Below are 14,117 nucleotides of genomic sequence, written 5' to 3'. Positions count from 1 at the left end.
ACGATGCGGGCGAATCTGCATTGCGCTCGCGCGACTCGTTGGCACACGTGATGCTGCGCACACGATATGGCCCACCGTTCGCAAACAACCCAGAAGGAGTCACCAATGACCGAAACGCCAACGCCTCAAAAACCCGATCCGCAACAGTCCGAAATTGGTCGCGGCACGCCGCCCGCGCGCACGCCGGAGTCGCTTCCCGAAACCGACGTGCAGCCAGACCAGCAGCCGGTGCGTGACATACCGGGCGTAGGTGCGCCCGGCAGTCAGTCGCCGGCCCCGTGAAGCGCCGCCCATAAGCGCTTCGGCATGCCGATTGCGCATTCACAAGACACACGCGATGGCGGCATCGCGTGAACATTCCGCTTAACGCCGGAGGCACTCATGGCGAACGACAAGACCGAAGGAATCAAGGAAGAGCTGAAGGGCATGATCAACAAGGGAATCGGCTCGATCACCGGCAACGAAGACAGGAAGCTCGAAGGCGAAGCACAAATCACCGAAGGCGATAACCGCAAGGATCTCGGCGATCAGCGTGAAAACGCCGAAAAGGGCAAGACGGACCCGGGCAACCCGTCGAATCTTTGAATGCGTTGTCGCGCTTCGGCTGCCCCCGGGCATTTCACCGACCACCGAACTGGCTCGACGGCTCTTCGTACACGTCAAGGTGGCGGCGCCGAGGTAGGCGAGCCAGGCATGATCAACCTGCGCGAGCATAACCGGGTAACGCACATACCAGCATAAACGCTTGCCTAGTTGCGCTCGCGCGCAGTGGCTACGATGGGGCGCACCGTCCAAACGAATAACCATCACGGAGCCCATCATGAAGCGTTTTCACATTGCACTCGCTGTTGCGAGCCTCGACGAATCGATTGCCGACTACAGCCGCCGGCTCGGACATTCGCCCGACGCCGTCGTGCCAGGCAAGTACGCCATGTGGCGAACCGACCTGCTCAACTTCTCGATCAACGAGAAGCCGGAGCAGGCGGGTCAACTGCGGCACGTCGGATTCGAAGACGATACCGCCGACGCGTATTCAAGCAGCGTCGATGTGAACGGACTCGAGTGGGAGCTGTTTTCAGCCGCTGAACAGGATGCGCGGATCGTCAGCACGTATGGCGTAGCTGTGCGCTCGACGCGAACGTAGACAGCAGCGTCACGCGCGTGCCGGCGGGAATGAGTCTCCGGCTCACGATCGAGCTGCCCGGAACGTGGCATAACTCTATACATCGCGCGTGACCACCCCAGGCACGCACTCCTGGCGCAGAAGTTGCATCGTGCCACGCCAGCACGACCCCGGCAAAACGACCGGGTCCCAACAGGAGGAGACAATGCGCGGTGACACTTATCACGCTGTAACGCCAATCGCCCCTCACGGGGATTGCTGGCTCACGCCGTCGATTCAAAAGTCCCATGAACGCTCGGAAGTCTTCGGTTTGAGCGCTTCTACGCGCCCCGACTACGACGTGCTGCCCGCCGCCGACCTCGCATTGAAGCTGGAGCAGAACCGCATTCTGTGCGCGCACGCGACGCCCGTCATGGAGACGCTGCATGAGCAGATTGTGAACACCCAGAGCATGATCGTGCTAACCGACGCCGAAGGCCTGATCCTTCATTCGATCGGCGACGACGACTTTCTGCGGCGCGCGGAGAAAGTCGCTTTGCGCCCGGGCGCGAACTGGGCAGAGGACCGCCAGGGCACCAATGCGATCGGCGTGGCGCTCGCCGAGCGCAGCCCGACCGTCGTGCACGGCCAGCAGCACTATCTCGCGGCTAACCGGTTCCTGACCTGCTCAAGCGTGCCGATCCTCGATCCTTACGGCGATCTGATCGGCGTACTCGACGTCACCGGCGACCACCGCAGCTATCATCAGCACACCATGGCGCTGGCGAAAATGTCGGTGCAGATGATCGAAAATCACCTGTTTGCAAATACTTTTCGCGAGACGTTGCAGATTGCTTTTCACGGGCGCCCCGAGTTTCTCGGCACGTTAATGGAAGGCATTGCCGCGTTCACCTGCGACGGCCGCTTCCTGTCCGCGAATCGCAGTGCGCAGTTCCAACTGGGTCTGCCGCTGGCCGGACTGCGGGCGCATACACTGTCGTCGCTATTCGGCCTCACCAGTGCACAGTTGATGGACCGACTGCGCATGCACCGCGACCGCCATCTGTCGCTGAACTTGAGCAACGGCGCGGTGGTTTGCGCGCATGTTCAATTCCGGCGCACCACGCTCGCCGACGAGCCGGCGGCGCCGCGCGCGCAGGCCGAAGCGATACCGCAGCGCCGCGACCAGTCGGCGGCGTCTGCGACTCCGCTGTCGAGGCTCGGCTACCTCGACACCGGCGATCCACAGGTCGCAGCGGTAATTGCGAAGGTGCGCAAGGTGATCGGCAAGAACATTCCGATTCTGATCACCGGAGAAACAGGCACCGGCAAGGAACTGCTCGCTCAGGCGATCCACAACGATTCGCCGCGCCGTGCAGCGCCCTTTGTTGCGGTGAACTGCGCGTCGATACCCGAAACATTGATCGAATCGGAACTGTTCGGCTACGAAGAAGGCGCATTCACCGGCGCGCGGCGCAAAGGCGCGGTCGGCAAGCTACTGCAGGCCGACGGCGGAACCCTATTCCTCGACGAAATCGGCGACATGCCCTATCCGTTGCAAGTGCGGCTACTGCGCGTGCTGCAGGAGCGCCTCGTGAATCCGCTTGGCTCCGCAAAGTCGATCCCGGTCGACGTCGCCATCATTTGCGCAACCCATCGCGATCTGCGCGCCATGATCGCGGAGAACCGCTTTCGCGAAGACCTGTATTACCGGCTCAATGGACTGGTGGTCAAGTTGCCTCCGTTGCGCGAGCGCACCGATCTGTCGGCGGTGATTCAGAAGATGCTGCATTGTGCGTCGGCCGAGAACGCCGACGGCCAGCCGCTCAGCGTTGCAGACGACGTGATGAGGCTGTTCGAGCGATGCGCGTGGCCAGGCAACTTCCGGCAACTCGGCAATCTGCTGCGCACTGCGGCCGTCATGGTGGATGCCGACGGCGAAATCCGGCGCGAGCATCTTCCCGATGACTTCTTCGACGATCTGCGCGCCGTTGGTCCGTCGTCACCGCGCCCCGTCGATGCGCCGCCGCTCGCGAGCGGTCGGCTTCACGACGTCGCGGCCAGCGTGATCGCGAACGCGGTGGCGCAGCATGGCGGCAATGTGTCGGCGGCGGCTCGCACGCTTGGCATCTCGCGCAATACGATCTATCGCAAGCTGCCGGCGCAACACGCGAACAATAGCGAAGACGCTGCGTAAATCGCGCTGCAGCACTGCACGCGTTGCGTTGCGTTGCGTTGCGTTGCGTTGCTCCATTCTGGAACACTGCTGTGCTGCAATTGAGCAGCGCGTGACCTTCGAGCCAGACGCAACGCGCCGCATCGGCGCGTTGCAAAGCGCGTTGATCCACCGTCATGTTTTCGGTCGAGATGCAGCGCTTTGTCCGGTGTTTCGATAAGGCCGAAACCCATGCTGACCTGCTCGGCATAGACCTTGCGTTTGATACATGACCGCTTGCACGAAGCGGTTCTTGAATCACTTGTCATATCCAAGGAGACATCCATGCAGTGGACTACACCCGCCTATACCGATCTGCGCTTTGGTTTTGAAATCACGATGTATATCGCCACTCGCTGAAGCAACGAGAAAACGCCGCCAGGCGAGTCATGATGCGCGACTCGCCTGGCGGAGTCAGTAGGATAGCTTATCAAATCAGAGGTCCGCGCTTCGATTGCAGCGCCTCCTTCTAACCGATGCACCTACTGCGAAGTACCGGCGTTCAGCGGTCTCGACGACGCTCTCGCATTGTCGTCCGTCAGCTTGCTGCCGCCAGCGCTGTAGCCGTTCGAATACAGCAGGAACGCCATGATGTCCGCGTAGTCTTGCGGCTTCATCTTGCCCGGACGATCTGCTGGCATGTTAGTCGCCATGTATCCGTAAACGCCGCCGATGGTCAGCTTCGCATTCGCCGCCGGCGCGAACGACGGACCGCGCAATGCGGGCGCATTCAAGCCTTGCAGATCCGGACCATGGCACTTAGCGCACGCGCTCGAGTACAAGGTCTTGCCGTGCGCCACCTGCGACCGGTCGAAGCCAGGCGCGTCCACTGATACGGTTGCATCGACCTTGATGAATCCGCCTTGCTCGAGTTCACGACCGCCGGCACGCGTGATTCCCCACGCGGTATCGGCATGGCGCGGACCGTCGCGATAAGCAAACCCGGCAACCGCGGCAACCGCCGCTGCGTCCGGCACCTTCGCGTGCGCTGCGCGAGGCAGCGTCCAGGCGCGCGTCAACGTTGCAAGCCTGCCGTCGGACTCCATCTTGCGTAACGCCGCGTCGATACGCGGCTGCACCGCGGCACCGCTCTTGCCGAACGCGAATACCAGATGCCAGTCGGCATACGCAGAAGCAGCTTGCGCGATCCTGAAGCGCCGCTCCGGATGCGTTTTCGTATAAGCGACGACAGCCGGATACCAGACGATCGCACGTTGCGCATGGCCTGTTGCGACTGCATCGACGGTAAGCTCAGCGGTGTTCTCCAGATCGAGCCTGACGTTCGGCTGCTGCACGGCGATCAACTGCGCGGGGCTCGCATAAGTTGCCGCGACGATCTCGGCACCGCCTGTCTGCGCGGCCGGCTCATGCAGGGTCACGCTCACATAGCCCGAGTGCAGGTAAGCGCGTGAGAAGGTCAGCTTACTGTCGGAGCCATCCGCGACCGTAGAGCGCGGAAAGCCGGCAATCACGTCGCATTTACGCGCGAGCGCCTTGTCGAGTTCTTTCAGCGACACACCGTCGTCGTCGCTACTGGCGAAGCCGCCGGGAGCGAGCGCGAGCGCGATCCCCGCCGTGCGGAACGCTTCGCGCGCAACCGCTTCGTCGAGTACTGTCGACGGGCTGCCCGGGAACGTGCAAACACGCACGCCGGCGCTGGCAAAGACCGGCATGGATGCGCCGGTGGCCAGCAACACACTGGCGAGAGCAAAGGAATTGAGTCGAGTCGTCATGATCTTGCTTCCGGGAAAGGCGTGGCCGCTGCGCTCCGTCTGCTTACGCTAATGCACTGGGCAGTCGGGTGCGGCGGCCGCATCAACATTAGCTGTGGTTGAGTGCGAACACGTAGAGCGTGCCGCCGCGTGGGATCTTCTCCGCGGCCTTCGCCATCGGACCGCCCCAGATCGGATTCGCGCCACCGTAGCCGGCGAGAATGGCGACATACTCCTTGCCGTCCACCTCGAATACCGACGGCTGCGCCACGATTCCGCTTGCGAGTTTCGGGCTCTTCCATAGCACCTTGCCGGTCGCCGAGTCGAATGCGTACAGATAGCCGTCGAGCGAGCCGCTGAACGCAATGCCGCCCGCGGTCGTCGCCACGCCGCCATTCCATGGCAGCTTGCTCCAGTGACTCCAGAGTTTCTTGCCCGTGCTGACGTCGATCGCCTGCAGTTCTCCGTAGCCCTTGCTTCCCGGTTCCGGCTTGATCTCGAAGCCCTCGCCGAGGTACGGCAGCCCTTCCATGTAAGTCACCGATTTGCCGGACAGCGACATACACGCATGCAACGCGGGAACGATCGCGATGTGCTTGTCCGGATCGTATGAAACCGACCACCAGTTTTTGCCGCCGAGGAAGCTCGGACATGTTTCGATCGTCGTGCCGGTCTTCGGATATTTCGACGGGTCCTGAATCGGGGCGCCGTCGGCTGTATAGCCAGTGACAGTAGTCGCTTTGACGAAGGGCTTGGCGTAGATCAGCTTGCCGGTGCCGCGGTCGATTGCGTGAAAGAAGCCGTTACGGTCCGCGTGGAGAATTGCGTCGTAGTCCTTGTCCTGATACTTGATGTTGGCGAGCACCGGCGTGTTGACGCCGTCATAGTCCCAGGTGTCGTGTTTGGTGTACTGGTAGTGCCATTTGAGATCGCCGGTTTTCGGATCGAGCGCGAGCAGCGAGTCCGAGTACAGATTGTCACCCGGCCGCAGATCGGCGAGCCACGGTCCGGGATTGCCCACGCCCCAGTAGAGTGTTTTCGATGCCGCGTCATACGTGCCCGTGAGCCACGCAGGGGCGCCGCCATGTTCCTGCATGCCGTCGGGCCATGTGTCGGCTCCCTTCTCTCCAGCCGCTGGTACGGTGAACCGCTTCCACAGCACGTTGCCGTTGTCCGGATTCAATGCCGCGATGAAACCGCGCGCACCATATTCCCCGCCTGCGCTGCCCACCACCAAGGCGCCGTCGAGCGCGAGCGGCGCAAGAGAGAACGCGTACCCGAGCCCGGGCTCGAACATCGCCTTGCGCCAGGCCAGCGAGCCCGTTTGTGCATCCAGTGCGACGACGTCGCCGTTGAGCATCGCGACATAGACGTTCTTGCCGTACAGCGCGACGCCTCGGTTGATCACGTCGCAGCACGCCGTCTTGAACGACTCGGCGCCGAGCTTCGGCTCGAATTTCCAAAGTTGTTTGCCGCTTGCTGCATCGAACGCATAGACGTTGTCTTTCGGCGTGGTCACGAACAGATAACGGCCATTGACGATCGGCGTCGCTTCAAAACCCTGTTGAAGCTCTGCTGGAAACTTGTAGCTCCAGACCTGTCTCAGCTGCTTCACATTCGACGTGTCGATCTGCTTGAGCGGCGAATGCGCCTGCCCGTTATAGGTGCGGTAGTACGTCAGCCAGCCTGGGTCGCTTTGCGCGGCTGTCAGACGCTCATAGGTGACGGCCGGATAGTCGTCGGCCATGGCGACCGGTCCGCATAACAGATTGACGGCCGCGGCGACACTTATCGCAAGCGTCGCTGGCCGCATCGTCGAAGTAGAACGAGCTTTCATCCTTGTCTCCTTGTCGACCAGAGTTCGCGCCTTGGCGCGTTACTCTGGTCCCATGCAACCGGTTGCGGTCGACCAGAGTTCGCACAAAGCAGTTGCTCCGGTTGATGCCACATGGTTGATGTTGAGTTATCGACGTGAAGCCGCGGTGGCGTCATCGTCTGGGGAACGCAGGCTGGCTGCGAGTCGTTCAAGGCAAGTCGCATGCCATTGGGGCAGCGCTACGGCGCAAGACGCGCCAGGCCGGGAACGATCGGGAGTGACGATAGGAATAAGCACGCTTCGCAACGTGACTAACGTTGTTGCACGCTGACGCAATAGACGGTTGATGTGTTGCTAAAAAAGACAGCGCCGCAACGCTGTTCCTCGCCGATGTGACGACTCACGCCGACAGTTGCTTCGACAAGGCGCCGCAAGACTTCGCTCAACGACAGCGCACAACTCGTTCCGAGCGGTCGAACCTAGCAGAGGCTTCGACGCCTCACGTAACCGACGACGCCAGCGCAAACGCCTTCTGCAGGAAGTTCGCTGTCTTTGCCGGCGCGGCTTCGATGCGTGAGGCCAGCACGAGCCGGATCGAGATGGCGTTGCCGAGCACGTCGGTATAAGCGACGCCTTCCACCTGTATCTGACACACAGAAGCCGGCACCAGCGAGACGCCAAACTCCGCAGCAACCAGATTCACCACCGACGAAAGCTGCGGCGCCTGCTGTCCCGCGATCGGCTCGAACCCGGCTTCCCTGCATGCTCCGACAATGACGTCGTGCAGCGTGGGGCTCGCCTCTCGCGGAAGCATCACGAACGGGTCTTCAGCTAATGCGGACAGCGCGATTTTGCGTTTCTTCGCGAGACGATGCGTTGCCGGCAATACGACCCGCATCGGCTCGATCGCAATGTGGTGGAACTGCACGCCCGCCGGCGACTGGCTGCCGAGACGCACGAAGGCGACGTCCACGCGGCCGTCGCCGAGATAGGCGAGCAGTTGTGCGGTGTTGCCTTCGGCAAGCGTGAGGGTGACGTTCGGATAGTCCTGCCGATAGCCGCGAATCAGCTTGGATACGACAGGATTGAACGCTGCGGACCCGGTAAAGCCGATGTTGAGCTGCCCGATTTCGCCACGGCCCGCGCTCTGCGCCTTTTCGACCGCAAGCCGGGTGTCGTGCAGGATGCGCTTTGCGTCGGCGGCGAATGCCTCGCCGGCCTCTGTCAATACGACGCCGTGACCGGTGCGGCGAAACAGCCGCACGCCCATTTCGTCTTCCAGAGCGTGGATCTGCTGGCTGAGCGGCGGCTGCCCAATGCCAAGTCTTTCGGCCGCGCGAGTGACGTTGCGTTCTTCGGCGACGGCGAGAAAGTAGCGAATATGACGCAGTTCCATCTGATATCTAAAAAAGCTATTTCAGTAAGACGCGATAGATATTGGACAGTATATCAGCGGTGCGACAAAATATCGCTATCGCGCGGTCCGTCCTATACATCCTCCCGCAATACAGCGCCGTTCGATCATTAAAGGATGAGGTAGGACACGATTCGCGCCTATATCGGAGCGAGCGGCGGTGAGCGCCGTTGTGTTTATCTAAAGAGGCAAAGGGGGTCTACTGTGGCTGACACATTAAAAAAACCGAGGCCGGAATTCCGGAACATCGGTATCGGGCAGATATTGACGGCGTACCGCCTGCCGCTTGCGGGGCGCGTGTCGATTCTTCATCGCTTGAGCGGTGGTCTGCTGTTTGTTTTCCTTCCGTTCCTGCTGTACCTCTTCGACCAGAGCCTGACTTCCGAGCTGAGCTTCGAGGTCTTCAAGGCCTTTCTCTCCGGCATCATCGTCAAGCTCATCACGCTGGTGCTCGCCTGGGCGTTCCTGTTCCACTTCTGCGCAGGCATCCGTCACCTCGTGATGGACACGCACCGCGCGGTCAACAAGGAAGGCGGCAAGCAGACCTCCATCGTCGTGTTCGTCGTGTCCTCGCTTCTCACGATCGCCTTCGCGGCGAAACTCTTCGGAGCATTCTAAAAAAATGGCAGCCCCTAACCGAATCGGTCCGAAGCGTCTTGTCGTCGGCGCGCACTACGGTCTGCGCGACTGGCTCGCGCAGCGTATCACCGCCGTCGTGATGGCCATCTACACGGTGATCCTGCTCGCCTGGTTCTTCGGCGCGCGCGACTTCTCCTACGAAGGCTGGGCCTCGATCTTCGCCACCCAGTGGATGAAGCTCGCCACCTTCGTCACGCTGCTCTCGCTGTTCTATCACGCGTGGGTCGGCATCCGCGACATCTGGATGGACTATGTGAAGCCCGTTGGCATGCGCCTGTTCCTTCAGGCGCTGACCATCGTCTGGCTGCTCGCGTGCGCGGGCTACGCTGCGCAGATTCTCTGGAGAGTGTAAAAGAATGGCTGCAATCAGGAATACTCTGCCGCGTCGCAAGTTTGACGTGGTCATCGTCGGCGCGGGCGGCTCGGGAATGCGCGCGTCGCTGCAACTGGCGCGCGCGGGCCTGTCGGTGTGCGTGCTCTCCAAGGTGTTCCCCACGCGCTCGCACACGGTCGCGGCGCAAGGCGGCATCGGCGCGTCGCTGGGCAACATGAGCGAGGACAACTGGCACTACCACTTCTACGACACGATCAAGGGCTCCGACTGGCTCGGCGACCAGGACGCGATCGAGTTCATGTGCCGCGAAGCGCCGAACGCCGTGTACGAGCTCGAACACTTCGGCATGCCGTTTGACCGCAACGCCGACGGCACGATCTACCAGCGCCCGTTCGGCGGCCACACCGCGAACTACGGCGAGAAGCCCGTGCAGCGCGCGTGCGCTGCCGCTGACCGCACCGGTCACGCGCTGCTGCACACGCTGTACCAGCAGAACGTCGCGGCGAAGACGCAGTTCTTCGTCGAATGGATGGCGCTCGATCTGATCCGCGACGCCGAGGGCGACGTGCTCGGCGTGAGCGCGCTCGAAATGGAAACGGGCGACGTCTACATCCTCGAAGGCAAGACGACGCTGTTCGCCACGGGCGGCGCGGGCCGCATCTTCGCGGCCTCGACCAACGCGTTCATCAACACCGGCGACGGGCTGGGCATGGCGGCGCGCTCGGGCATCGCGCTGCAGGACATGGAGTTCTGGCAGTTCCACCCGACGGGTGTGGCCGGCGCGGGCGTGCTGATCACCGAAGGCGTGCGCGGCGAAGGCGGCATCCTGCGCAACTCGAACGGCGAGCGTTTCATGGAACGCTACGCGCCCACGCTGAAGGATCTGGCGCCGCGCGACTTCGTTTCGCGTTCGATGGACCAGGAGATCAAGGAAGGCCGTGGCGTTGGTCCGAACAAGGACCACGTGCTGCTGGACCTGTCGCACATCGGCGCGGAGACGATCATGAAGCGTCTGCCGTCGATCCGCGAGATCGCGCTGAAGTTCGCCAACGTCGACTGCATCAAGGAACCGATTCCGGTGGTGCCGACCATCCACTACCAGATGGGCGGCATTCCGACGAACATCCACGGCCAGGTGGTGGGCACGGCGAAGGGTCACGAGGAGCCGGTCAACGGTTTCTATGCCGTGGGTGAATGCTCGTGCGTGTCGGTGCACGGCGCGAACCGTCTGGGCACGAACTCGCTGCTCGATCTGGTGGTGTTCGGCCGCGCGGCGGGCAATCACATCGTCAAGCACGTGCAGGAAATCAAGAACCACAAGCCGCTGCCGGCGGACGCGGCGGACTTCGCGCTGTCGCGTCTGGCGAAGCTCGACAGTTCGTCCTCGGGCGAGTACGCGCAGTCGGTCGCCAACGACATCCGCGGCACGATGCAGAAGCATGCGGGCGTGTTCCGCACGTCGGCGCTGCTGTCAGAAGGCGTGGAGGCGATCCGCGAGGTGGCCGCACGAGTGGACAATATCCACCTGAAGGACAAGTCGAAGGTGTTCAACACCGCGCGCGTCGAGGCGCTGGAAGTGGCGAACCTGATTGAAGTGGCGCGCGCGACGATGGTGTCGGCCGAGGCGCGCAAGGAAAGCCGCGGCGCGCATGCGCAGAACGACTTCGAGCATCGCGACGACGAAAACTGGCTGCGCCATACGTTGTGGTTCAGCGAAGGCGACCGCCTCGACTACAAGCCGGTGCACATGCAGCCGCTGACGGTCGAATCGGTGCCGCCCAAGGCGCGGACCTTCTAAGGCACAGATCAAGGGAATTCAGAAATGGCCAAGCGTACATTTGAAATCTACCGCTACGATCCGGATAAGGACGCGGCGCCGCGCATGCAGTCATACGAGATCGAGATCGACTCGCACGAGCGCATGCTGCTCGACGCGCTCGTCAAGCTGAAGGCTGTGGACGAGACGCTGTCGTTCCGCCGTTCGTGCCGTGAAGGCGTGTGCGGTTCGGACGCGATGAACATCAACGGCAAGAACGGTCTGGCGTGCCTGACGAACCTGAACGACCTGCCGCAGAAGATCGTGCTGCGACCGCTGCCGGGGCTGCCGGTGGTGCGCGACCTGATCTGCGACTTCACGCAGTTCTTCAACCAGTATCACTCGATCAAGCCGTACCTGATCAACGACACGCCGCCGCCGGAGAAGGAGCGTCTGCAGTCGCCGGAAGAGCGCGACGAGCTCGACGGCCTCTACGAATGCATTCTGTGCGCGAGCTGCTCGACGTCGTGCCCGAGCTTCTGGTGGAATCCGGACAAGTTCGTGGGCCCGGCGGGTCTGTTGCAGGCGTACCGTTTCATCGCGGACAGCCGTGACGAGGCGACCGGCGAGCGGCTCGACAATCTGGAAGACCCGTACCGTCTGTTCCGCTGCCACACGATCATGAACTGCGTCGACGTCTGCCCGAAGGGGCTGAACCCGACCAAGGCGATCGGCAAGATCAAGGAATTGATGGTGCGCCGCGCTGTCTGAAAGCGCTGTCTGAAGCACTTCCGATAGAAGTCATCGGCATATCATCGCGTTTGCCCTGGGGTCTCGTTCTGAGACTCCAGCGCCACCCACATCTCGCAGCCACAGTCTGATCGCCCGCAACTCGAAGGCGGTCAGACGCGGCACACGCTCAAGCTCTTACAGATAGCTGCAAACGTAGTCGAGCGTTTCGATCACGTCGATGTCGAAGCGGCTCTTACCTGGGACCGAAAACGACTCGCCCGCGCCATAGGTTTTCCACTCGTCGCTGCCTACGAGGCGGATGCGGCACTGGCCGGCTTGCACTTCCATCAGTTCGGGCGCGTCCGTTCCGAAGTTGAGCGTGCCCGGCAAAATCACGCCCAGCGTCTTGCGCGTGCCGTCCGCGAACAGAACGGTGTGCGAAACGCACTTGCCGTCGAAATAGACGTTGGCACGTTTGATAACGGAAACCTGATCGAATTGCGTTGCGGCCGTCATGGCGGTCTTCCTATGAATCGTCGTGAAGGGATGCGTTGGCGCCGCGTTGCGGCAGCCTGCTGTGCGCGATCTGCGCCGACCGTCCGCTCAAGCTTTCAGTCGGGCGCAACCCGCCATCATACAGACGTCGCGCAATGACATCGGCATGACGCCGAACATCAATCAGGCTTACGCCAGCGCCCCGAATCCGGACACACGACTACCGGTTCGCCATTCAGCAATACTTGCTCTTCATCCGGCTGCGAAGTGCTCAAAGGCGCAACGTCGAACTCGATTTGAAGCGCGCGTGCGACATGTACGTCTTCGATAGGAAGCTCCCACGTCAAGAATATCTGCACGCTGTCCCGATCCGGCGTGAAGTCCTCAATGTTGAAGCCGCTGTTGCCGCGTCGGATCACACCATGCGGCTGGCCTGTGTCGAATATCACGGCCGTTCCGCGGGTCAACGGAATGCGTTGCCCGGTAGAGGCGAAATGAAGGTCGAGCCCCTTGTCGGCGCTCAGGAACAAGTTGCAGAACGCCGCGCCGCCATATTGCATGGCGTCATGGTGATACCTCGCGCCGCGGCAAGCCATTAAGGCCACGTCGCTGGAGGCGAGTACGCCGGGCAATCCGAGCGAGCGCGTCCAGTCCGACATCGCCTGAACGCAGAGCGTGTAGTCCGGCCAACGCATACGTGTTCGCGCGAAAGGCATGACTTCGACATCGCCGGGATCGAGAACCATGCGCGACGACGTCTCCCTCTCCCAATCAACCAGCACACGCTGAGGTGGCTCGGGCACGTCGACGATGCTCGACAGCACGATGTCGCTTACGCGTCGCGTGCGGATGGCATCGCCACTCGAAAAACAGGAGATCAGCATGTGTGGCGCTCAATGCATTGGGAGGACCAATCATCCGCACATTGTAACGATAGTGAGCTGTTCGCTCGCGCTGCGGCGACAGCCAAGCGCGTGAATGCCGCCGCGAAACCGGCGAGACTGCATGTGGCGGGCGCGCTGACGCTTCATTGCTGCGCATGCTTCGCTGCGTCTTCGATCACCGCGGCCACTTCCTTGGGACGCGATTCATAGACCGAGTGGCTTGCACCCGCCAGTACCGTGGTATGGCTATGCGCGCGCTGGTAGTAGAAGCGCTCGAGGTCCGGATTGATGATCTTGTCGTCGGCCGCCACGATGCCCCAACTCGGCTTCATGGTCCAGGCGGCGACCGTGATCGGTGCGGAGAAGACCTTGGCCGCCGTGAGAATCTGCGAGCGTGACTCGAACTGCGCTTCCTTGAGCGGCAGATCGGCTGCGAAATCTTTCGCGAAATCCGCGGGATTCAGATACGTGTAACCGTCGTCCGTCTTCTTGATGGCGCCTGCCTGCTGCGACGTGTAGCTGGGCATTCTCTTGCCGAGATCGCTTTCGTCTTCGCCCACTGCCGGCGCATGAGCCGCGACGTACACCAGCCCCGCTACTTTCGGATCGACGCCGGCCTCGGTGATTACCGAGCCGCCATAACTGTGCGCAACCAGAATGGTGGGACCGTTCTGCATGTCGATGACCCGCTTCGCTGCGGCCACGTCGTCGTCGAGCGAAGTCAGCGGCTCCTGCACCATTGTGACGTGGTAGCCGTCTTTGGTCAGGATGTCATAGACCGGCCTCCACCCCGAGCCGTCGACCCACGCGCCATGAACAAGAACGATATTGCGGATCGGCGCTTTGGCGGGTTGTGCGTCCTGCGCCATTGCGCCGGCGGACGCGAATATGCATGCGGACAAGGAAAGAACCGTTGCGGCTAAAGGCAAGATTTTCACGGCGAAACTCCATTGATAACGATCGGATAGCGAGTTCGGATCCTGTGCACGACTGCATGGTCCACAGGACCCGACTAGCG

The 14,117-nt window shown here is 61.9% G+C and carries 15 protein-coding genes; 9 read left to right on the top strand and 6 right to left on the bottom strand.

All coding sequences use genetic code 11. The features are described from left to right. The first annotated feature begins 105 nt into the window (after positions 1-105). The 5 genes from RW095_RS16545 (at position 106) to pqqA (ending at position 3,677) form a co-directional block, all read left to right on the top strand. Positions 106-282 (top strand): hypothetical protein, encoded by a 177-nt coding sequence (locus RW095_RS16545; protein ID WP_317017006.1) that lies wholly within the window; start codon positions 106-108, stop codon positions 280-282. A gap of 99 nt (positions 283-381) precedes the next feature. Beyond that, on the top strand, positions 382-585 hold the full coding sequence (locus tag RW095_RS16540; protein WP_317017005.1) for a CsbD family protein: 204 nt from the start codon (positions 382-384) through the stop codon (positions 583-585). Between the two features lie 235 nt (positions 586-820). Continuing rightward, positions 821-1,144, top strand: coding sequence for a VOC family protein (locus tag RW095_RS16535; protein ID WP_317017004.1), 324 nt, complete (start codon positions 821-823; stop codon positions 1,142-1,144). A 184-nt stretch (positions 1,145-1,328) separates the two neighbouring features. After that, the gene (locus RW095_RS16530; RefSeq protein WP_317017003.1) at positions 1,329-3,299 is read left to right on the top strand and encodes a sigma-54-dependent Fis family transcriptional regulator; all 1,971 of its coding nucleotides are present in this window, start codon (positions 1,329-1,331) and stop codon (positions 3,297-3,299) included. A gap of 303 nt (positions 3,300-3,602) precedes the next feature. Then, positions 3,603-3,677: a pyrroloquinoline quinone precursor peptide PqqA gene (pqqA, locus tag RW095_RS16525; protein WP_033379411.1), complete on the top strand. Its 75-nt coding sequence runs from the start codon at positions 3,603-3,605 to the stop codon at positions 3,675-3,677. Positions 3,678-3,799: 122 nt separating this feature from the next. Here the strand turns inward: pqqA and RW095_RS16520 are convergent, their stop codons facing one another. The 3 genes from RW095_RS16520 to RW095_RS16510 form a co-directional block, all read right to left on the bottom strand. Then, entirely contained in the window at positions 3,800-5,050 is a 1,251-nt protein-coding gene (locus RW095_RS16520) for a c-type cytochrome (protein ID WP_317017002.1), read from the bottom strand. A gap of 88 nt (positions 5,051-5,138) precedes the next feature. Continuing rightward, the gene (locus RW095_RS16515; RefSeq protein WP_317017000.1) at positions 5,139-6,866 is read right to left on the bottom strand and encodes a methanol/ethanol family PQQ-dependent dehydrogenase; all 1,728 of its coding nucleotides are present in this window, start codon (positions 6,864-6,866) and stop codon (positions 5,139-5,141) included. Between the two features lie 478 nt (positions 6,867-7,344). After that, positions 7,345-8,241 (bottom strand): LysR family transcriptional regulator, encoded by an 897-nt coding sequence (locus RW095_RS16510; protein WP_317016999.1) that lies wholly within the window; start codon positions 8,239-8,241, stop codon positions 7,345-7,347. Positions 8,242-8,463: 222 nt separating this feature from the next. Between RW095_RS16510 and sdhC the strand changes: the two genes are divergently transcribed. From sdhC to RW095_RS16490, 4 genes are read left to right on the top strand one after another with little or no spacing between them, the layout of a single operon-like run. Continuing rightward, positions 8,464-8,877, top strand: a complete 414-nt coding sequence (sdhC, locus tag RW095_RS16505; protein ID WP_317016998.1) for a succinate dehydrogenase, cytochrome b556 subunit — start codon at positions 8,464-8,466, stop codon at positions 8,875-8,877. Between the two features lie 4 nt (positions 8,878-8,881). Next, a complete protein-coding gene (sdhD, locus tag RW095_RS16500; RefSeq protein ID WP_128592245.1) occupies positions 8,882-9,250 on the top strand; it encodes a succinate dehydrogenase, hydrophobic membrane anchor protein in 369 nt (122 codons plus the stop codon). A 4-nt stretch (positions 9,251-9,254) separates the two neighbouring features. After that, positions 9,255-11,030, top strand: a complete 1,776-nt coding sequence (gene sdhA, locus RW095_RS16495; RefSeq protein WP_317016813.1) for a succinate dehydrogenase flavoprotein subunit — start codon at positions 9,255-9,257, stop codon at positions 11,028-11,030. Between the two features lie 24 nt (positions 11,031-11,054). Further along, entirely contained in the window at positions 11,055-11,759 is a 705-nt protein-coding gene (locus tag RW095_RS16490) for a succinate dehydrogenase iron-sulfur subunit (protein WP_134963614.1), read from the top strand. 156 nt (positions 11,760-11,915) lie between these two features. On the opposite strand, the gene ppnP is transcribed toward RW095_RS16490, so the two are convergent. The 3 genes from ppnP to RW095_RS16475 form a co-directional block, all read right to left on the bottom strand. Beyond that, a complete protein-coding gene (ppnP, locus tag RW095_RS16485; RefSeq protein WP_317016997.1) occupies positions 11,916-12,236 on the bottom strand; it encodes a pyrimidine/purine nucleoside phosphorylase in 321 nt (106 codons plus the stop codon). Positions 12,237-12,394: 158 nt separating this feature from the next. Next, entirely contained in the window at positions 12,395-13,099 is a 705-nt protein-coding gene (locus RW095_RS16480) for a hypothetical protein (RefSeq protein WP_317016995.1), read from the bottom strand. A gap of 143 nt (positions 13,100-13,242) precedes the next feature. After that, positions 13,243-13,968 carry an alpha/beta hydrolase gene (locus RW095_RS16475; RefSeq protein ID WP_394365153.1) on the bottom strand — a complete coding sequence of 242 codons (726 nt, stop codon included), beginning with the start codon at positions 13,966-13,968 and terminating at the stop codon, positions 13,243-13,245. Positions 13,969-14,117: the final 149 nt, after the last annotated feature.

Origin of the sequence: Paraburkholderia kirstenboschensis (genome assembly GCF_032806925.1) — a bacterium.
Classification (GTDB): Bacteria; Pseudomonadota; Gammaproteobacteria; order Burkholderiales; family Burkholderiaceae; genus Paraburkholderia; species Paraburkholderia kirstenboschensis.
The sequence above is the reverse complement of the archived record's forward strand: the minus strand, read 5'-3'. Positions and strand labels throughout refer to the sequence as shown.